We start from the raw sequence: 19,429 nt of genomic DNA on the forward strand, positions 1-19,429 counted from the left end.
GCACGGTAGCGTCGCCACCGATGCCTCCTGCGCCCGGACCGGCCGGTCTGACCACGACGGAACGTGCGGTCGATGCCCGCTTCCGCGCGTTCCTGGCCCGGCTGCCCCGACGTGGACCGGCCGGCTGGCTGGTCGAGTTCCTGGTCTTCGGACTCAAACAGGCCTGGGCGTGCGTGTTCGGTGGGGCGATGCTGGCCGTCATCCTGGCGGCCCGGCTCTGGTACCCGCAGGACGCCGCCCTCGCCCGCAACGACCTGTTGACGGTCGCCGCGGTCGCCATCCAGATGGCCATGCTGGCCGGACGCCTGGAAACCCTGCGGGAACTGCGGGTGGTGCTCCTGTTCCACCTCGTCGGGACGGTCATGGAGTTGTTCAAGACGCAGGTCGGCTCGTGGTCCTACGCCCCGGACGGAGTGTTCCGGCTCGGTGCGGTGCCGCTGTTCAGTGGCTTCATGTACGCCGCGGTCGGCTCCTACCTGGTACGGGTCAACCGACTGTTCGACCTGCGTTTCGCCCGCTATCCCCGGCGTTGGGTGACGGCCCTGGTGGCGATCGCGATCTATGCCAACTTCTTCACCAACCACTACCTTCCGGACGGCAGGTGGCTGCTCATCACCGTCGTCGCGTTGGTGTTCGGGCGCTGCGTGATGCACTTCCGGGTCTTCCGGTTCCGGCTGCGGATGCCGCTGCTGCTGGCCTTCCTCCTGGTCGCCTTCTTCATCTGGCTGGCGGAGAACATCGCCACCTGGTCGCAGGCCTGGCTCTACCCGGGCCAGGTGGCCGGTTGGGACCCGGTGTCGCCGACGAAGCTCGCCTCGTGGTTCCTCCTCATGATCATTTCGGTGGTCCTGGTCACCTGGATCTCGCCACCCCGACCACCGGAACCAGAACGGTCGGCGGAACAGGAACTGTCGGCGGAACAGGAACGCCCGTCGGCCCCATCGACGGGGACCGGACCCCCGGCGGTTCAGGCCGCCCCGCAACGATCCGGCTCCGGCTGACCGGAACCCCGATCGGGGCTGCCCGTGGACGGGGGCACGGGCCGGGGCGGGGCCGACGCCAGGGTCCGGTCGCGGGTGCGCTGGATCAGTACGACCAGCACCAGCACCAGCAGGGCCACGCCGATCGCGGTGACCGGGACATGCTCGGCGAGGAGCAACGCCGACCAGAGCAGGGTGAGTACCGGCTGGGCGAGCTGGAGCTGACCCACCCGGGCGACCCCACCCCGGGCCAGTCCCGCGTACCAGGCGAAGAAGCCCAGGAACATGGAGACCACGGTCAGGTAGCCGTAGGCCGACCAGGCCCCGGCGTCCGCCCGTGGCGGGTGGGCCACGGCAGCGGCGAGGGCGGCCGGCACGGTGACCGGCAGCGCGTAGAGCAGCGCCCAGCAGATCGTCCGGGCGCCACCCAGCTCGCGGGCGACCGCGCCGCCTTCGGCGTACCCGAGGCCGCAGAGCAGGACTGCGGCGAGCAGGAACAGGTCCGACGTGGCCGGCGCGCCGCGCACCGCGCCGCCGACGCCGAGGAAGACCAGCACCGTCAGCAGCCCGCCGCCACTGGCGAACCAGAACGTCGGCGGTGGGCGCTCCCCGCTGCGGAGCACCGCGAACACGGCGGTCACGGCCGGCAGCACGGTGATGACGACGGCCCCGTGCGCGGCGGTCTGGTCGAGCAGCGCCAGCGAGGTGAACAGCGGGAAGCCGACCACCACCCCGAGGGCGACGATCGACAGTCGCCGCCGCTGGGCGCGGGTGGGCCGTGGCGCCCCGGTGCACCGCAGGTAGGCCCAGGCCAGCAGCGCCGCGCCGACGGCCCGGCCGAAGGCGACGAACCACGGGTCGAGCTGCTGCACCGCGACCCGGGTGGCCGGCAGCGACAGGCTGAAGGCGCACACGCCCAGCGCGCCCAGGGCGAGGCCGGTAAACCGGTCGGCTGTTACCGCTTCGGGGACGGTAGCGTTACTCTTCGCTCTCATGGAAGACGGTAACGCAGCCGAGCGTGTTATCCAAGATCTGCGCCGGTCGGTGGCCGGCGCGGAGCCCGGTGCCCGGCTGCCGTCGGTCCGTGAGCTGACCGCCCGGCATCACGCCTCCCCGGTCACCGTCGCCGCGGCCGTCCGGCAGCTGGTGGCCGAGGGGCTGGTCGAGGCACGCGCCGGCCGGGGCACCTTCGTGGCCACCCCGCCCCGGCCGACGCCGGTCGCCGACCTGTCCTGGCAGACCGTGGCGCTCGGCCCGCGCCGGCCCGGCGAGGAAGAGATGCGGGCGCTGCTGGCGCTGCCGCCCGCCGGGGCGATCCCGCTCTCCGGTGGCTACCTGGACGCCGACCTCCAGCCCGCCGCCGCGCTCGGCGCGGCGCTCACCCGCGCCGCCCGGCAACCCGCGTCCTGGCAGCGCGACCCGGCGCACGGCCGGGCCGACCTGCGTGCCTGGTTCGCCCGGGAGGCCGGGGGTGGGCTGCACGCCGAGGACATGGTGATCTGCTCGGGCGGACAGGCCGCCCTGTCGTCGACACTGCGGGCGCTCGCCGCGCCCGGCGACACCCTGCTCGTCGAGTCACCTACCTACCTGGGCGCGCTGGCCGCCGGCCGGGCCGCCGGGCTGCGGGTGGTGCCGGTGCCCGCCGACCCCGACGGGGTACGACCCGACCAGCTCGCCGCCGCGTTCGCCCGGACCGGCGCACGGCTGTTCTACTGCCAGCCGCTGTACGCCAATCCGCACGGCGCGACGCTCGCAGCGCACCGCCGGCCCCGGGTCGTCGAGGCGGTACGCGACGCCGGGGCGTTCCTGATCGAGGACGACTACGCCCGTGACCTCACCATCGACGGGCCGGCCCCGCCGCCGCTGGCCGCCGACGACCCCGACGGACACGTCGTCTACCTACGGTCGTTGACCAAGTCCGCCGCTCCCGGGCTGCGGGTGGCCGCGATCGGCGCCCGTGGCCCGGCCGGTCACCGGTTACGGGCGGGCCGGCTGCTCGACGACTTCTTCGTCGCCGGGCCACTGCAACAGGCCACCATGGAGTTCGTCAGCGGCCCGGCCTGGGAGCGGCACCGGCGTACCCTGCGCACTGCGCTGCGTGCCCGTCGCGAGGCGTTGCTGACCGCGCTGCGCCGGCACCTGCCCGAGCTCGTCGGGCAGCCGGTCCCGCGCGGCGGCCTGCACCTGTGGGTCCGGCTGCCGGCGGGGACCGACGACGTCGCGCTGGCCGCCGCCGCAGCCGCCGCCGGTGTCGTCGTCTTCCCCGGCCGCCCCTGGTACGCCGCCGAACCCCCGGCCCCGCACCTGCGGCTCAGCTACGCGTCGGCCCCGCCCGGCCTGATGGACGAGGCCGTCCGCCGGCTCGCGCACGCCCTGCGCGCCGGTTGAGCCCGGCGGCGTCAGCCTGCGCCGGGACCACCCGACCGACCCGGGTGTCGCGCCGGCGCCCGGCCGTCGCCGCCCGTCGCCGAGACGGGTCGCCGGCCCGCGAGGGTCCGGGTCACCGGCTCCCGGATGCGGTACGACCCCACTGCCGCAAGGATGAGGGGCATGACCGACCGGGCAGCTGAATCCGCACTTCCCAGACGTGTCGTCGTCACCGGGGCCACCGGCAAGCTCGGCCGCGCCGTGGTGGCCCACCTGCGGGCCGTGGGTGTCGACGTGCTGGCCGTGGACCGGGCCGCAGGGCGCGATCCCCGCGACGTCGACGGCGAGTTCCTACTGGCCGACCTCGGCGACTACGGGCAGGTGGTGGAGGCCCTCACCGGCGGTGCCGACGAGCACGGCGGCCCGGTCGACGCTGCTCGATACAGCCGCCCGGACCTGGTCAGCGCAACCGGCGTGCGGCGAACCTGGCCGGCGGATCGGCGATCGCGTCCTGGGCCGCGATCAGCTGGATCTCCCGGGTACCCGCCGCCAGGGTCCGCTCCAGCACGGTGAAGACCGAGGCGATGGTCCGTTCCAGCGCCGTCGCGGGCGACCCCGTCGTCCACAGGTGCGCCAGGTAGAGCGCCGCGGTCACGTCACCGCCGCCGTTGGGGTTGATCGGCAGCAACGGGGTGGTCACCGCCCAGGCCCCCTCGTCCGACACGGCCACCACCTCCAGCGAGCCGGCCGGCACGTCGCCGTGCAGCACGCTGGTGACCAGGACGTGTCGTGGCCCGGTCGCCCGTACCAGGTCGACGGCGTCCAGCACGTCGGTCAGGGTGGTGGTCGCCCGGCCGGCGAGGAAGTCCAGCTCGAAGTGGTTCGGGGTGATGATGTCGGCGCGCGGGACGACCACGTCGCGCAGGTACTCCGGGATGCCGGGCCGGACGAACATCCCCCGGCCGGTGTCGCCCATCACCGGGTCGCAGCAGTACACCGCGTCCGGGTTGGCCGCCTTGATCCGGTCCACCGCGTCGAGGACCACCGCACCCATCGCCGGGTCGCCCTGGTATCCCGACAGCACCGCGTCGGCGCTGCCGAGCACCCCACGGTCGGCGATGCCCTCGATCACCTCCGCCACGTCGGCCGGGGCCAGCAGCGGCCCGCGCCAGGCGCCGTACCCGGTGTGGTTGGAGAAGTGCACGGTCAGCACCGGCCAGACCTCGTGCCCGAGCCGCTGGAGGGGGAACACGGCCGCCGAGTTGCCGACGTGCCCGTAGGCGACCGAGGACTGGATGGACAGGATCTTCACCGACCCATCATGCCCGACCGGCCGGCCCCCGGCCCGGCCGGCGCTCAGGCCAGGTCGAGCGTGTACTGCGCGGTGTGCACCTTCCCGTCGACCTGGAAGTCGAAGAACGCCCGGTACCGACCCGCACTCGGTGCCGTCAGCCAGAACCGGACCGCCCCGTCCACCAGTTCCGGCTCCGGGTGGACGTGCACGTAACCGAGGTCGCCCTCCCGCACCACGACCAGGTGCCCGTACGCCCCCAGGTAGCGCTCCAGACGCGCCGGGTCGACCCCGTCGGGCCGGAAGGACAGCGGCACCGTCACGCCCACCGTGGGCGTGCCGGCCATCGTCACCGTGAACGGCCCGGCCGTCGCCCGGGGCGCGGCCGGCGGCAGCGGGACCGGGTCGTGCGCACCGGGGACCTGGTGGTCGACGCCCAGGACCAGCGGCAACGTGCTGCCGTCGGCACCGGTCACCGAGAAGTCCGCATAGATGCGGTAGCCGCCGGGCCGGGCCAGCGTCAGCGGGACGGTCCAGGTGCCGTCCGCCTCCATCGTCGGGTGCAGGTGCTGGTAACCGCTCAGGTCCCGACCCACCACGACCAGGTGCAGCTGCTTGTCGTGGACGACAGCGAAGCGGGTCGCCGGCTGTCCGTCGGTGCCGACGATCCGGAACCGGTAGTCCGCCCGTACGCCCGCCGGCTGGGACCGGGCCGTCGGTTGCACCGTGTAGCCCCCGGCGTTGACCGACATCCCGGTCACCTGGGTCCCACCCCCGTCACCGGGATGGGTGTGCGGTCCGGTGCCCGCCCCGTGCTGGTGTCCGTCCCCCGCCGAGAGCACCGGCCCGGTGGACAGCGGCGTGCCGGCGGCCCGGGTGGGCGGCGGCGCGGTGGGACTGATCCGCCCCAGCCCGAAGCCGGCCAGCAGGGCCACCACCAGGCCCCCCACCAGCAACGCGAGGTTCCGGTTACCCAGCCGAGAACCGGGGGCCGGGCCGACACCGTCACCTGTCGGGGCGGCACCGCCGCCAGCCGGAACGACACCGTCACCGGCCAGTGCTCCGTCACCGGTCGGGGCAGCACCGTCGTCGGCCACCACTGCCAGCCGGTCGTCCACCCTGGCCCGCGGGGCGACGGTGGTGGCACGTGAGGTGGTGGTCGCACGCGAGGCGGCGGTGACGGCAGGACGCGAGCCGGCGGCATGTGGGGCGGCGGTGGCGGCGGTACGGGCCGCGCCCTTGCGACCGGCTACCGTCCCGGGCCGTCCGGCACGGGCGGCGGCACCCCGCCGGGGGGTCGTACCCGGCACGCGCGACCGGCCGCCGGAGCGACCGCCCGCCCGGCCTGCCGGTCGACCGGCAGGAACCGGGCGACGACGCCAGCCCGCGTAACCGACCGCCGCCACCACCAGCACCGCGCCGCCGGCCCACACCAACCACCCGAGGCCACCCTCGTCGTCGTCGGGGGCGGCGGCCGGCGGAGCCACGGGGGCGGCGGCCGTCGAGGGGGCCGTCGGCACCGCGGACGCCGCCGGGCCGCCGGCGTGTCCGGAGGTCGCGTGCTGCTCGGCGGCGGCCACCAGCGCCGGGTCCGGTTGGTCGACCGGTGGACGCCAACCCTGCGGCGCGGCGGTCGACCGGCCGGTGTACCGGAAGCTCATCGTGCCCCGCACCGGCTCGCCGTCGGAGGCCACCGACAGATAGCTCACCGCGTACTGCCCCGCCGCCGGAAGGTGGGCGAGGGTCACCACCGCAGGGAACCCCGTGCTGTACTCCTTGGGCTCGAACTTCCCGTTGACCAGCAGGTACTCCCGTACCGGCTTGTCCAGGGGCCGGGGCGATCCGTGCCGCCAGCCGGCGTCGACCCGACCGCCGCCGGGGCCGGTGACGGTGAAGTACGCGTTGGCGGCGACCTGCTCGGTGAAGTAGAGCTCCACCTCCGTCAGCGGCTCGGCCACCGTGGCGCCGGCGGCCGGGGTGGACATCGCCAGGGTGCCGTGTGCCTGTGCCGGCCCGGGGGTGGGCAGGAAGACGATCGCTGCGGCGAGCACGGACGCGAACAGGCCCGCGAGGGCACGTCCGACGGGTCCGCAGGTCGGAGGGAGACGGCGCATCGGATCATCCTCACGAAGCGTGGACTTCGCGCAACAGTTCACGAACTTTTTACGCAGATGGCAAAAGTTTTGGTCACGAGCACCCAACATCGAGTTCCCGTGTTCAAAACTCGCCCACGGCTGTGCCACCGTTCCCGGCGGGCATCCCACCCGACGGCCTGCGCCCGGAGGTGATCCGCCGTCGGCTTCCGTCCGTACCAGTGGGCGGGGGTGACGCGGGGTATGCCGTACGCTCACCCGGGACCTACTACACCCCGTCGTGACGGCTGATGGGGCGGCGCTGGACCATGGCGGCCGGCAGAACCGGACACGGAGGTGGCAGGTGACCGACGACGACGCGGAGATCACCGCGTGGGCGCTGGCTGCGGGTCGGGGTGACCGGGACGCCGCTGCCCGGTTCATCCGGGCGACCCAGCAGCACGTACGACGGTTCGTCGCCCACCTGATCAGCCCGGCCGAGGCCGACGACCTCACCCAGGAGACGTACCTGCGGGCCATGCGCTCGCTACCGTCGTTCGCCGCCCGGTCGTCGGCCCGCACCTGGCTGCTCGGCATCGCCCGCCGCACCGCCGTCGACCACGTCCGCGCCGCCACCTCCAGGCCACGGACAGTCCCGCTGTCCGAGTGGCACGACACGCCCGACACCCGGGGCAGCGGCTTCGACGGCGAGGTGGTCCTCAACGACCTGCTGCTGGCCCTGCCCGACGACCGTCGGGAGGCGTTCGTCGCCACCCAGGTCCTCGGCCTGTCCTACGCCGAGGCGGCCGAGGTCTGTGGCTGCCCGGTCGGCACCATCCGCTCCCGGGTCGCGCGGGCCCGGGAAGATCTCGTCGCGGCGGTCGACGGCAACCCGCAGTCGATCCGACGCAGGCCGGGAAGCGCCGCCGGCTGACCGGTGACCTGGGCCGCCACGGCAGATCAGGGAAGGCGGCGGGGAACCACGACGCCCTGCGGTCCGACTATCGGTACATGGGGTGTGAGCAGTGGCGTGAGATCCTGTCGGCGCAGTTGGACGGCGAGGAGACCCCTGCCGAACGGCTCGCGGCCGACGCCCACCTGGACCGGTGCGCGGACTGCCGGGACTGGTGTGACAAGGCCGCGACGGTGACCCGGCGGTCCCGTCTGACGCTCTCCTCCCCCGGTCCGGACCGGCAACGGTTCACGATCGCCGCACCCGCTCCCGACCGGCAACGTCCGACCATCGACCCAACCGGGCCCGACCTCGCCGACGTCGTCCTGGCCGCGCTCCCCGCGCCCCGGCGGCTCCGGGACCGACTCGTGCTCACCCTGCGCACCGGGCTGGCCCTCATCGGCGCCCTGCAACTGGTGCTGGGGCTGGCGCAGGTGGGTCGGGGCCCGACGGTCGGCGGCCACGCCCACGGCGCCCTCGACGCACTGGCGTCCGGGCACCTGTGGCACGAGTCGGCGGCGTGGAACATCGCCGTCGGCGCGGGCTTCCTCTTCGTCGCGGCCCGGCGCACCCCGACCAGCGGGCTCCTGCCGACCCTGAGCGCCTTCGTGGGGGCGCTCGTGCTGCTCTCGGCCAACGACCTGGTGACCGGCCGGGTGGATCCGACCCGGCTGGTCAGTCACGGTTTCCTGCTCACCGGTTACCTGATCGTGGTCGCCCTGTCCCGGCCCCGGTGGCGACCGGACGGTCCGGCCGGGCGTGGCCACGGCGACCGTCCCGCCTGGCGGCTCACCGCGAACGACGTGCCCGCCGCCGCCACGCCGACGCTGCGCCTGCTGCCCCCGCACCCGGGTTCGGCGCGGGTCCGCGACCGGTCGGCGGCCTGACCGGCCGTCGCCCGGCCCGCCCGACGGAACGACGATCCGCCCGGCCGGAACTTCACAATCCCGCCCGGCCGGAACTTTCGGTGCCCGGTGACCGACCAACGGGACAGATCATCAGGACAACGGAGGAAGAAACCCATGCGCCCCACCGGCCCACTCGGCTCGAATCGACGCTCGTCGGTCATCCTCACCACCGCAGCGTTGCTGGCGGTCGGCGTCGTCGGCTGCGGTCCGGCCGACCCGGCGTCGGGCCCGCAGTCGAGCGCCTCTGCCGCGGCCTCGGCGGGTACGGCCGCAGGGGTGGTCGGTATTCGCGACCCGTGGGTGAAGGCGGCCGACAAGGGGATGACGGCGGCCTTCGGGACCCTGGTCAACGACGGCGACGCGGATGTGACGCTGACCGGTGCCACCACGTCGGTGTCCCCGATGGAGCTGCACGAGATGACCATGAAGGACGGGAAGATGGTCATGCAGCAGAAGCAGGGCGGCATCGTGATCAAGGCGAAGGGCACGCACGCGCTGGAGCCCGGCGGTGACCACCTCATGCTGATGAACCTGGCCAAGCCCGTGCAGGCCGGCGACGAGCTGACGTTCACCCTGACCTTCGCCGACGGCAGGACCCAGCAGTTCACCGCCGTGGCCAAGCCGTTCACCGGCGCGCAGGAGAGCTACGCCCCGGGTCACGGCCAGCCCATGCCCGGTATGAGCGCCACGCCGACCATGAGCATGAGCCCGGCGTCGTGACGGACACGCCACCCGCCCGGCCGGTGAGCAGGCGCGGCCTGCTCACCGGCGGGGTCATGGCCGCCGGAGGAGCCCTCGCCGGAGCAGCCGCCGTCACCGCGATCCGTGCCGAGGACAGTGCAGCACCACCACAGGCCACCCCCGACATCACGCCCGTCGCGGCCGTCGGCAGCCTGGTCGAGCCGTTCCACGGCCCCCGGCAGGCAGGGGTGGCCACCGAGCCGCAGGCCCACGGCGCGTTCGTCGCGTTCACCCTGCGGCCCGGAACCGACCGGGCGGCGCTGGGCCGGTTGCTGCGGCTGCTCAGCGACGACGCCGCCCGACTCACCCAGGGCCGGCCGGCGCTGGCCGACACCGAGGCGGAACTCGGGCTGCTGCCCGCCCGACTCACGGTGACCTTCGGTTTCGGGCCGGGCCTCTACCGGGCGGCCGGCGTCGACGACCGGCGACCGACCTCGGTGGTCGACCTGCCGGCGCTGCGGATCGACCGGCTCCAACAGGCCTGGTCCGGCGGCGACCTGCTGGTGCAGATCTGCGCCGACGACGCGGTCACCGTCGCCCATGCCCAGCGGGTGCTGATCAAGGACAGCCGGCCCTTCGCCACCGTCCGCTGGGTGCAGCAGGGTTTCCGGCGCAGCCCCGGCGTCGAACCCGCCGGCCACACCCAACGCAACCTGTTCGGCCAACTCGACGGCACCGCCAACCCCCGCCCCGGCACCCCGTTGGACACCGCCGTCTGGGTGCCCGACGGCCCGGCCTGGCTCAAGGACAGCACCACCCTGGTGGTACGCCGGATCCGGATGAACCTGGAGACCTGGGACCTGCTCGGCCGCACCGACCGGGAGCTGGCCATCGGCCGCCGCCTCGACACCGGGGCCCCGCTCACCGGCACCGACGAACACGACGAACCCGACTTCGCCGCCGTCGGCGAGGACGGTCTCACCGTCATCCCCGACTTCTCCCACCTCACCCGGGCCCACGTCACCGACGACCGGCTGAGGATCCTGCGCCGCCCCTACAACTACGACGGCACCCCCACCCCGCAGGGGCACGCCGACAGTGGACTGATCTTCGCCGCCTACCAGGCCGACATCACCAACCAGTTCCTGCCCATCCAACGCCGGCTCGCCGACCGGGACCTGCTCAACGAGTGGACCACCCCGATCGGCTCCGCCGTCTTCGCCATCCCACCCGGCTGCCCACCCGACGGCTGGATCGGCCAACAGGTGCTCGGATGAACCAGCCCACCCGGAGCATCATGATCACCACGCCGATCCGCCCCGCCGTCGTCCGGTTCGCCGCCGCGCTGTCGGCCGCCGTGCTGGCGCTGCTCGTCGCCGCAACGCCGGCGTGGGCGCACAACAGCCTCCGCTCGGCCTCCCCGGCCCGGGAGGCGACGCTGCCGAGCGCGCCGGCCGAGATCACGCTGGAATTCATGGCACGGCTGGACCCGACCTTCACCACCATCGTGCTCACCGACGGGACGAAACGGCGGGTCCCCACCGGCGATCCGGTGGTCACCGGAACGAAGAGCACCGTCCAGGTGACCGACCCACTGCCCAACGGGACGTACACCGTCGCCTACCGGGTGGTCTCCGCCGACGGGCATCCGGTGCAGGGGTCGTACCCGTTCACCGTGGCCGACCCCGCCGGCCGTGCCGCGCCGACGGCCGCTCCCCCGACGACGTCGGGCGGCCCGGTCACCGCCGCGGCCGGGGACACCGGTGGTGGTCCGGGCACCGCCGTCGCCGGCAGCGCGGTGGTCGTCCTGGCGGTGGTCGCGGGCCTGGTGTGGTGGCGACGCCGCCCGCTTCGCCGCTGAGGTCAGGCGTCCACCCGTACGCCGGGACCGGACCCTCCGATGTCGACAGCCGCGACGGCACGGGCCGCCACCAGGCACCGGACCCTCGACGGACCCGTCCCGTCCGGACATTCCCGGGAACCATGGCGGCGCTCGCGCCGACTACCTCTCCGGGCGAGGCCGACACCACGGACCCGGCCGACCCGCACGCATGCACGGGGAACGACCACCGGGTGTATCCCGACAATTCCGATCGGAAGAACATGTCTGTCACCGAGTTGTCCGGCCCGTCGACGCCGGAGCCCGCCGCCACCACCGCCGACCCACCCGCCCGGTCGGCCCGAGGTACCTCCCCGTTCGGTGCGCTGCTGCTGCGGTTGCACTTCTACGCCGGTGTGCTGGTCGCGCCGTTCCTGGTGGTCGCCGCGCTGACCGGACTCGCCTACACGGTGGCTCCGCAGGTGGACGGGATGCTCTACGGCGACCGGTTGACGGTGGCCCAGGTGGGTGAGCGTCGGCTGCCGGTGGCCGACCAGGTCGGGGCAGCACGCAACGCGCACCCCTACGGCAGCGTCGCCGCGGTGCAGCCCGGTGCGGACGACCGGACCACCCGGGTGGTGTTCTCGGCGCCGGAGCTGGGCGAGAAGCAGCACACCGTATACGTCGACCCGTTCACGGGCCGGGTGCAGGGGCAGTTGACCACCTGGTTCGGGTCCACGCCGGCCACCACCTGGCTGGACGACCTGCACCGCAACCTGCATCTGGGGGTGGTGGGCCGGCACTACTCGGAGCTGGCCGCGAGCTGGCTGTGGGTCATCGCGCTCGGCGGGGTCGTACTGTGGTGGCGTCGCCGCCGCGCCTCCCGGGCCACCGTCCGGCACCTGCTCGTGCCGGATCTGTCCACCGCCAGAGGGGTACGGCGGACCCGGGGCTGGCACGCCACCGTCGGCGTCTGGCTCACCGTCGGCCTGCTGTTCCTCTCCGCGACCGGGCTGACCTGGTCCCGGTACGCCGGGGCCAACTTCGGTGCCGGCCTCGACGCGCTCGACGCCCGCGCCCCGCAGATCTCCACCGCCCTCACCGCCGCGCCCACCGCCCCGGCCGACACCGGTGGTGGTCACCACGAGGCGGCCGGAGCGGGTGGGGTGGTCGAATCGGCCGCCTTCGACCGGGTCCTGACCGCCGCCCGTGCGGCCGGTCTGACCGGCCCGGTCGAGATCGCCCCGGCGCCGGAACCGGGCTCGGCCTGGACCGTCACGCAGGTCGACAACGTCTGGCCGGTCGCGAAGGACCGGGTCGCCGTCGACCCCACCACGGCCACGGTCACCGCCCGCAGCGACTTCGCCGACTGGCCACTGCTGGCCAAGCTCAGTGGTCTCGGCATCCAGGCGCACATGGGGGTGCTCTTCGGACCGCTCAACCAGATCCTGCTCGCCGCGCTGGCCCTCGGGCTGCTCTGCGTCATCGTCTGGGGCTACCGCATGTGGTGGCAACGCCGGCCCACCCGCGCCGACCGCCGCGCCCTCACCGGCACCCCACCGGCCCGCGGCGGCGTACCCGGCCTTCCGCGCGGCGTCCTGATCGTCGGCACACCACTGGTCGTGGCGGTCGGCTGGGCGCTGCCGCTGCTCGGGCTCACCCTGCTCGTCTTCCTCCTCGTCGACGTCGTCCTGGGGGCGGTGGGCCGACGACGCCGTACCAGCACCGTCCCCACCTCACCCGCACCAGCCGGTCGATGACCGACCGCCCCGTCCGGCCGCCCGCTCGGCGTCGGACGGGGCGGTCGACTCGCGCAGCGCCGGTCCCCGCCCCGGTTGCTCACATTCGGCGGGATGACGATTGACCGCTCGGGGGTCACGCCGCTACGGTCGATCCAAATCTGCGGCGTCGCGAGGTAAGCCGGTGAGAATCCGGCGCGGTCGCGCCACTGTGAGCGGTCCCCGTCGTCGACGGGTCCGCGAGCCAGGACGCTCGGTCGTCCGCAGCCTTGCGATGGGGACGCGTCATCCCCGGGAAGGTTCGTGTCCCATGTCGAGTTCCACTCCCGCCCAGCCGCTGGTGCACCCCGTCGGGTCGACCCGCGTGTACTGGGCGGCACTGGCCGTCGTCGGCGTACTCCTGCTGCTCACCTATCTGGTCGCGTTCGACCAGGGCGCGGTCTCGCGCAGTGGCATGTACCTGCACGAGCTCATGCACGACGGCCGGCACCTGCTCGGTGTCCCGTGCCACTGAACCCCACCCACAATCCACCCACGTTCGCCACCGTCCTGCTCCGCGGTCTGCTCGCCGGTCTCGTCGCCGGCCTGCTCGCGGGGGCGTTCGGCTACCTCGTCGGTGAGCCGCGCATCGAGGCGGCCATCGCGATCGAGGAGGCAGCCAGCCACACCGGGCCGGTGGCCGACGACCACCACGCCGACGCCCTGGTGGGCCGGGGCGGCCAGCGGGCCGGCCTGTTCCTGGCCACCGGGCTGTTCGGCACCGCGATGGGTGGCCTGCTGGCGACCGGGTACGCGCTCCTGCGCCGTCGCCTGCGGACCACGGACGACGGCCGGTCGGCGCTGCTGCTCGCCGGCGGCGCCCTGCTCGGCGCGGTGCTCGTGCCGTTCCTCAAGTATCCGGCCAACCCCCCGGCGGTCGGCAGTCCCGACACCATCGACCAACGCACCGCCGCCTACCTGACCCTGGTGGTGCTCGGTCTGGTGGCGGTCTGGGCGGGCACCCTCGGCTACCGGTCGGTCCGCCCCGACGCACCGGTCTGGCAACGGGTCGGCGCGGCCGTCGGGGGCTTCCTCCTGGTCGCCGGTGCCGGGTATGTCGTCCTGCCGTCCTTCCAGGAGGTGCCGGACGACTTCCCCGCGACTCTGCTGTGGAACTTCCGGTTGGCCGCTCTCGGTACCCAGGTGGTGCTCTGGGCGGCGATCGGCCTGCTGTTCAGCGCCCTGATGAGCCAGGGCCGGCGGCTGGACCGGCGACCGGGGGCGGGCGGGATTCCGACTGTCACCCCGGCGAGCCGATGACCGGTGCGGGAACACCGGCGTGACCGCGACCAGCCTGCGGCTGGTCGCACACGCGCACACCGCCGCCCTGCGGCGGGCGGTGTTCGGCGCGGGTGACGACGACCTGGACGAGGGCGGCCGGCGGGCCGCCCTCGCCCTGGCCGGTTCCGACCGGCGCGGCCCACTGGGCCCGGTCGACGTCTGCCTGACCAGCCCGGCGCCGGCGGCGGTGCAGACCGCTCACGCCCTCGGGCTGCGCCCCACAGTCGAGGCCGCGCTGGCCGACTGCGGGTACGCCGACTGGTCCGGGCAGAGCCTGGCGGACGTGGGGGCGCGGGACCCCGACGCGCTGCGGCAGTGGTGGGACACTCCCGACGCCGCACCGCACGGCGGGGAGTCCCTCGCCGCGCTACGCGAACGCGTCGGGGGCTGGCTCGACTGCCGACTCGCCCAGGGCGTCCGGGTGGTCGCGGTGACCCACCCGATGGTGGTCCGGGTGGCGATCGGGCACGCACTGCGGCTCCCGACGGCCACCCTGCCCCGGCTGGACGTCGCGCCGCTGGCGGTGGTCCGACTCAGCCGCTACGGCTCCCGGTGGCAACTCCAGTTTGGGCACCACCAGCGGCCGTAAGGCGCGATACGCCGTCGCGCTGGTGCGCGCCCTCGATCTGGAGCACGTCCCCGGCCGTTGGACCGGCTGCTTCCCGACGACAGGTAGGGTCGCGGAGGTGACTGATCCCCTGCTGCTCAGCGTCGACGATCCGCTGGCGGTCGCGGTGACCGGGGCGATCCGCGACGGCGACCGCACCGCGCTGCGGCAGCTGCTCACCGCACACCCGGGGCTGACCACCGCGCGCATCGTCGACCGACCCGGCGTCACCTCCCGCACGCTGTTGCACGTGGTCACCGACTGGCCGGGCCGGTTTCCGCACGGTGCCGCCACCGTGGCCACCCTGGTCGCCGCCGGTGCCGACGTCGACGCCCGGTTCGTCGGACCGCACCAGGAGACCCCGCTGCACTGGGCCGCCAGCTGCGACGACGTGGACGTCGTCGACGCGCTGCTGGACGCCGGTGCCGACATCGAGGCCCCCGGGGGTGTGATCGCCGGCGGCACGCCGCTCGCCGACGCGCGGGCCTTCGCCCAGTGGCGGGCGGCGTACCGGCTCGTCGTACGGGGGGCCCGCACCACCCTCACCGACGCGGCCACGCTCGGCCTGCTCGACCGGGTGGAGCAGGCCTTCAGCGGCGTCACCCTTCCGTCGTCGGACGAGATCGACGTGGCGTTCTGGGGAGCCTGTCACGGCGGTCGGCAGTCCTGCGCCGGTTACCTGTGGGAGCGGGGTGCCCGGCTCAACTGGATACCGCCGTGGGAGCACCGCACCGCCCTGGACGCGGCCGTCCGGCGCGGCGCCACCGAGCTGGTCGCCTGGTTGCGGACGCAGGGCGGCGTCACCACCGCCGAGCTGGACCGACAGCCACCCGGATCCACGCGATAGTCCGGTACGCCGACCGGCGACACCGCCACGACAGACCGGACGAACAGGATCGCGTATCCGTCAGCGTCACGCCGCGCGGGCCGCCGACCGGGTCGGCACCACGCGACACCGGCGGCGCACGGCGGCCGGGCGGTCCGCGCGGGGCGGGCGGCTACTCTCCCGCCAGATTCTCCTTGGCCTCGTCGTAACCGGCCGGGACGGGCGCGTCGGCCGGCACGTAGATCACCCGGATCACCCCGGTCGGGAACGCCTCCGTCGTCGTCACCCGCAGGTGGTACGGCGACTCCCCCTCGTCGAACAGCCGACGGCCCTTGCGCGCCGCCACCGGGTGCACGAGCAGTCGCAGCTCGTCGACCAGGCCGGCGGCGAGCAGCTGCTGCACCACGGAGATCGACCCGGGAATGAGGATGCCGCCCACTGCGGGGTCGTCCTTGAGCGCGGCGACGGCGGCGACGAGCTCACCGTCGAGCAGTTCGGAGTTCCGCCAGGAGAAGTCCCGGGGCTGCCGCGAGACGACCACCTTGCGCAGGTCGCCGAGTTGCTTGGCGAAGGGCGCGTCTTCGCCGCCCGCGGCCTCCCGGTCGGGCCACGCCCCGGCGAAGCTGTCGTAGGTCTCCCGGCCGACGAGCAGCACGTCGGCGGTGGCGTAGTCCTCGGTGACGGCCCGGCCCATGTTGTCGTCGAAGTACGGGAAGTGCCACTCGGGGTCGATCTCGGCCACGCCGTCGGCCGAGATGAACAGCGTGGAGATGACCTTTGCCATCGGAGAGGTCCCTTCGGGTCGGATGATGTCGATCTGTGGACCGGCACAGCATCCCAAACTCGTCGTCCGGGCACCGCCCATCGGCCGGCCGGCACCGCGTGTCGCTCCGCGGGCTGCGGGCCGACCCGCGATCGGTGATCGGCCGGGCGGCTGAGCCCCACACCCGCTCCCGTCGCCGCGGACGACGTCGGGGGTGCCGAAAAACGTGGGGTGGGGTGGAAACCGGGTGGCCGTGCCGGACGTCCTGAAGGGTGAGTCGGGCAACGAGGCCGACACCGGGCCGGTGCGACGACGTGCCCACCGACCACATCATCCACCCCGAGGAGCGGACAATGTCGATGAAACGATGGATCGCGGGTGCCGGGTTGCTGGCACTGACCGGCGCGTTGGCGGCGTGCGCGGTCGACACCGGGCCCGGCGCACCGGCGGCCGCGCCGGAGCAGGGTGCGGCGGCCGTCCCGGTGGGGCTGTCCGCCACGCCGCCGAAGACCAGCTCCGCGCCGAGAGGGTTCACCGGCACCCGTCAGTACACGATCGTGCGGGTCGGCTCGTTCGAGGGCGGTCTGTCGCTGACCGACTCCGGACGGCTGGCCGAGGTCGACGACGACCAGGGCCGGCAGCTCTTCGTGCCGACTCCGCTGGGCCAGCAGAAGTACCTCATCAAGGCGTACGCCCGGGGTAGTGCGGGTCCGCTCTGCTGGCGGGTGCATAATCCGGGCAACACCCAGCCGTTGGTCGTACAGGCCGCCACCTGCAAGGCCGACGACCCCCGCCAGCAGTTCGAGATCATCACCGCCACCAGCGGCACCACGCCGTCCTACCTGATCAGCAACGCCGGGGCGTTCCTGCGGAACTCCGCACGCTCCGGCCTCATCCTCGAGGAGCTGGGTGACGCCCCGCCGACGAGCAGCTTCCGGTTCAACGACAACGGACCCGCGCCCGCCAACCGCTGACGGCAGGCCGGTCGGATCGGACGGGAGGACGGCCCCGACCGATCCGACCGCGCCAGGGCGGCCCCCTGGCCCGGTGGAGTGGGATCAGCGGTGACCGGTCGGGTGGAGAGTTTGATCGATGCGTGACACCGAGGAGTTCGACGCCTTCTACGCCTCGTCGGCTCAGCGGGTGCTGGGGCAGGTGTACGCGATGGTCGGCAGCCGTACCGAGGCCGAGGACGCGGTGGCCGAGGCGTACGCCCGCGCCTGGGGACGGTGGTCGACCGTGCGGGAGTGCGACAGCCCCGAGGCATGGGTCCGCAAGGTCGCCTACCGGATCGCGGTGAGCGCGTGGCGTAAGGCGGTGAACCGCGTCCGGGCGCACCGGCGGGAGGCGGCCGGGCAGCAGGTCGACTCGGTCTCCGTCGACCACGTCGTGCTTGTCGACGCGTTGCGGCGGATCCCCGCCGAGCAGCGCCGGGCCATCGTGCTGCATCATCTGGTCGGCCTCAGCGTGGCCGAGATCGCCGTGGAGACCCGGGCGAATCCGAACACCGTCAAGACCCGGCTGGCCCGGGGACGCAGGGGCCTGGCCGTGCACCTGACCGCGGACGAACATCAGACGACGGGCGGGAGGAGCCATGGGGCCTGACGACACGCTCGACGAGGCCCTGCGCGGGTTGGCCCAGCACGCCCGACAGACCGGTCGGCTCGCCGCCGTCGCCGAGGTCCGTCGTCGGGGCGACAGCCGGCGTCGTCGTCGACAGGTCGCGAGCGCCGCGCTGGGGGTCGCCCTGGTGGGCGCGCTGGGGGCCGGCGTCACCATGGTCCGCCTTGCCGGGGCCCCACACACCACCCTGCCCGCCGGCCCGAACGGGACGACGTCGGGCTCCCCGTCCGCCGGGCCGACCCCGGGCACCCCGTCCGCCGAACCGACCCCGAACACCTCGGACACCGGTGAACCGACGTCCGGATCGCCCAGCGCCACCCCCAGTGCCACGCCCAGTGCGCCCCGGAGTTCGTCGCCCACCGACCCGCTGCGGCTCGGCCAACGCCAGTTCGTCCTCGTCCGGTCCTCGGCGGTGGAATCCGTGGTGTCCCTGCTCGACGACGAGGGGCTCGGTGAGGTCGATGGCGACGAGGGTCGTCGGCTGTTCGTGTTCGTGCCGCAGGAGTCCGGCAACTACCTCGTCCGCACCGCCGAGCCGGACGCGGACGGGAAGCGGGCCTGCTGGCAGGTCCGGGCGGCGGGCTCCGACCCGCTGACCGTCGTCGCGGCGACCTGCTCGCCGGCCGAGCCGCGACAACTGTTCTCGATCGTCGCGCACGGCTCGGACGGCGGCCAGCAGACCTATGCCCTCAGCAACAACTCCGCCTATCTCCAGTACTCCGACCAGCGCGGGCTGATCCTCGAAGAGCTGGGCGACGCCACCCTGAACACGGTGTTCCGGTTCGTCGACAACGGTCCTGCGCCACGACAGTGACGGGCCGGGGCGCAGGGGGCTGCCCCGGCCCGCTCACCGCCGGGGCAGGGCGGCCACCCAGCGGTCCAGTTCCGCCGGCGACCGGAACAGCAGCACCGGCGGCCCGGACGGATCCGCCTGCCAGGCCCGCATCCGTCGCCGGGCCCGGCCGAACGCGCTGACGTGCCACACCAGGATCGATTCCCGGGACAGCACGCTCCCCAGTGACTCGCGGTTGCCGTTGCAGATCTCCTCCCCCGTCACCAGCCGGCCGAGGGTACGACGCAGCAGCCGCCCGAAGGACCGCCAGCGCGGGTAGTCCAGGGCGACGACCAGGTCCGCGCGGGCCAACGGCACATCCCGCCACCCGTGGTAGGCCCCGTCGAGGATCCAGCGTTCTCCCCGGCAGATCTGCGTGATCCGGCTGCGCTGCTGGGCGACCGGCACCTCGACCCAGCCGGGCTGCCACAGCAGGTCGTCGACCGGGTGCCAGGGCAGCCGCAGCCGGTCGGCCAGCACCGCCGCGAGGGTGGACTTGCCCGCGCCGTACACCCCGTAGACCAGGATGCGGGACGGTGCGCTCATCCGGGCAGCCTACGCAGCCGGCGGGGGGGCCGCCTGTCGACAGCGCCGCCGTTCCCGCCGTCACCACCGGCCGACATCGACGTCCGGGGTCACCGGACGTACC

At 73.9% G+C, this 19,429-nt stretch carries 21 protein-coding genes and 1 riboswitch; of the genes, 16 read left to right on the top strand and 5 right to left on the bottom strand.

Going from position 1 to position 19,429, the window contains the following annotated elements; genetic code table 11:
* Positions 1-20 precede the first annotated feature (20 nt).
* Complete coding sequence (locus AC0AIB_RS00400) at positions 21-1,001, top strand: DUF817 domain-containing protein (protein WP_328346424.1); 981 nt, start codon at positions 21-23, stop codon at positions 999-1,001.
* Here the strand turns inward: AC0AIB_RS00400 and AC0AIB_RS00405 are convergent.
* Entirely contained in the window at positions 968-1,975 is a 1,008-nt protein-coding gene (locus tag AC0AIB_RS00405; RefSeq protein WP_328346422.1) for a DMT family transporter, read from the bottom strand. The two genes, AC0AIB_RS00400 and AC0AIB_RS00405, sit on opposite strands and share 34 nt — an antisense overlap.
* On the opposite strand from AC0AIB_RS00405, the gene AC0AIB_RS00410 reads away from it, so the two are divergent.
* Together AC0AIB_RS00410 and AC0AIB_RS00415 are read left to right on the top strand one after the other, a co-directional pair.
* Positions 1,974-3,368, top strand: coding sequence for an aminotransferase-like domain-containing protein (locus AC0AIB_RS00410; protein WP_328346420.1), 1,395 nt, complete (start codon positions 1,974-1,976; stop codon positions 3,366-3,368). The two genes, AC0AIB_RS00405 and AC0AIB_RS00410, sit on opposite strands and share 2 nt — an antisense overlap.
* A 162-nt stretch (positions 3,369-3,530) precedes the next feature.
* Positions 3,531-3,920 carry an NAD-dependent epimerase/dehydratase family protein gene (locus AC0AIB_RS00415; protein ID WP_465095786.1) on the top strand — a complete coding sequence of 130 codons (390 nt, stop codon included), beginning with the start codon at positions 3,531-3,533 and terminating at the stop codon, positions 3,918-3,920.
* Here AC0AIB_RS00415 and pdxY read toward each other — a convergent pair.
* Positions 3,808-4,659 (bottom strand): pyridoxal kinase PdxY, encoded by an 852-nt coding sequence (gene pdxY, locus AC0AIB_RS00420; protein ID WP_328346416.1) that lies wholly within the window; start codon positions 4,657-4,659, stop codon positions 3,808-3,810. The genes AC0AIB_RS00415 and pdxY overlap by 113 nt on opposite strands.
* A gap of 44 nt (positions 4,660-4,703) precedes the next feature.
* Positions 4,704-6,752, bottom strand: coding sequence for a copper resistance CopC family protein (locus AC0AIB_RS00425; RefSeq protein WP_328346414.1), 2,049 nt, complete (start codon positions 6,750-6,752; stop codon positions 4,704-4,706).
* Positions 6,753-7,074: 322 nt separating this feature from the next.
* On the opposite strand from AC0AIB_RS00425, the gene AC0AIB_RS00430 reads away from it, so the two are divergent.
* The 10 genes from AC0AIB_RS00430 (at position 7,075) to AC0AIB_RS00475 (ending at position 15,583) form a co-directional block, all read left to right on the top strand.
* Positions 7,075-7,644, top strand: a complete 570-nt coding sequence (locus AC0AIB_RS00430; protein WP_328346412.1) for a sigma-70 family RNA polymerase sigma factor — start codon at positions 7,075-7,077, stop codon at positions 7,642-7,644.
* 77 nt (positions 7,645-7,721) lie between these two features.
* Entirely contained in the window at positions 7,722-8,549 is an 828-nt protein-coding gene (locus AC0AIB_RS00435) for a zf-HC2 domain-containing protein (RefSeq protein ID WP_328346410.1), read from the top strand.
* Positions 8,550-8,684: 135 nt separating this feature from the next.
* Complete coding sequence (locus AC0AIB_RS00440; protein WP_328346408.1) at positions 8,685-9,290, top strand: copper chaperone PCu(A)C; 606 nt, start codon at positions 8,685-8,687, stop codon at positions 9,288-9,290.
* A gap of 23 nt (positions 9,291-9,313) precedes the next feature.
* Positions 9,314-10,528 carry a Dyp-type peroxidase gene (locus AC0AIB_RS00445; protein ID WP_442930805.1) on the top strand — a complete coding sequence of 405 codons (1,215 nt, stop codon included), beginning with the start codon at positions 9,314-9,316 and terminating at the stop codon, positions 10,526-10,528.
* 20 nt (positions 10,529-10,548) lie between these two features.
* Positions 10,549-11,112 (top strand): copper resistance CopC family protein, encoded by a 564-nt coding sequence (locus AC0AIB_RS00450; RefSeq protein WP_465095841.1) that lies wholly within the window; start codon positions 10,549-10,551, stop codon positions 11,110-11,112.
* A gap of 242 nt (positions 11,113-11,354) precedes the next feature.
* Positions 11,355-12,830, top strand: coding sequence for a PepSY-associated TM helix domain-containing protein (locus AC0AIB_RS00455; protein WP_465095787.1), 1,476 nt, complete (start codon positions 11,355-11,357; stop codon positions 12,828-12,830).
* Positions 12,831-12,943: 113 nt separating this feature from the next.
* Positions 12,944-13,085: riboswitch (cobalamin riboswitch) on the top strand.
* Between the two features lie 34 nt (positions 13,086-13,119).
* On the top strand, positions 13,120-13,323 hold the full coding sequence (locus tag AC0AIB_RS00460; protein WP_328346400.1) for a CbtB domain-containing protein: 204 nt from the start codon (positions 13,120-13,122) through the stop codon (positions 13,321-13,323).
* Positions 13,314-14,108 (top strand): CbtA family protein, encoded by a 795-nt coding sequence (locus AC0AIB_RS00465; protein ID WP_328346398.1) that lies wholly within the window; start codon positions 13,314-13,316, stop codon positions 14,106-14,108. The genes AC0AIB_RS00460 and AC0AIB_RS00465 overlap by 10 nt, the downstream gene beginning before the upstream one ends.
* A gap of 19 nt (positions 14,109-14,127) precedes the next feature.
* On the top strand, positions 14,128-14,718 hold the full coding sequence (locus AC0AIB_RS00470) for a histidine phosphatase family protein (RefSeq protein WP_328346396.1): 591 nt from the start codon (positions 14,128-14,130) through the stop codon (positions 14,716-14,718).
* Positions 14,719-14,815: 97 nt separating this feature from the next.
* Positions 14,816-15,583 carry an ankyrin repeat domain-containing protein gene (locus AC0AIB_RS00475; protein WP_328346394.1) on the top strand — a complete coding sequence of 256 codons (768 nt, stop codon included), beginning with the start codon at positions 14,816-14,818 and terminating at the stop codon, positions 15,581-15,583.
* Positions 15,584-15,734: 151 nt separating this feature from the next.
* Here the strand turns inward: AC0AIB_RS00475 and AC0AIB_RS00480 are convergent, their stop codons facing one another.
* Complete coding sequence (locus AC0AIB_RS00480) at positions 15,735-16,346, bottom strand: dihydrofolate reductase family protein (RefSeq protein ID WP_328346392.1); 612 nt, start codon at positions 16,344-16,346, stop codon at positions 15,735-15,737.
* A gap of 332 nt (positions 16,347-16,678) precedes the next feature.
* Here AC0AIB_RS00480 and AC0AIB_RS00485 point away from each other — a divergent pair, with 332 nt between their 5' ends.
* From AC0AIB_RS00485 to AC0AIB_RS00495, 3 genes are all read left to right on the top strand, one after another.
* Entirely contained in the window at positions 16,679-17,299 is a 621-nt protein-coding gene (locus tag AC0AIB_RS00485; RefSeq protein WP_328346390.1) for a hypothetical protein, read from the top strand.
* Between the two features lie 118 nt (positions 17,300-17,417).
* Positions 17,418-17,930, top strand: a complete 513-nt coding sequence (locus AC0AIB_RS00490) for a sigma-70 family RNA polymerase sigma factor (RefSeq protein WP_328346388.1) — start codon at positions 17,418-17,420, stop codon at positions 17,928-17,930.
* Positions 17,920-18,762, top strand: coding sequence for an RICIN domain-containing protein (locus AC0AIB_RS00495; RefSeq protein ID WP_465095788.1), 843 nt, complete (start codon positions 17,920-17,922; stop codon positions 18,760-18,762). The genes AC0AIB_RS00490 and AC0AIB_RS00495 overlap by 11 nt, the downstream gene beginning before the upstream one ends.
* A gap of 33 nt (positions 18,763-18,795) precedes the next feature.
* Here the strand turns inward: AC0AIB_RS00495 and AC0AIB_RS00500 are convergent, their stop codons facing one another.
* Entirely contained in the window at positions 18,796-19,326 is a 531-nt protein-coding gene (locus AC0AIB_RS00500; RefSeq protein ID WP_328346384.1) for a P-loop NTPase family protein, read from the bottom strand.
* Positions 19,327-19,429: the final 103 nt, after the last annotated feature.

Source organism: Micromonospora sp. DSM 43699, from assembly GCF_055517075.1.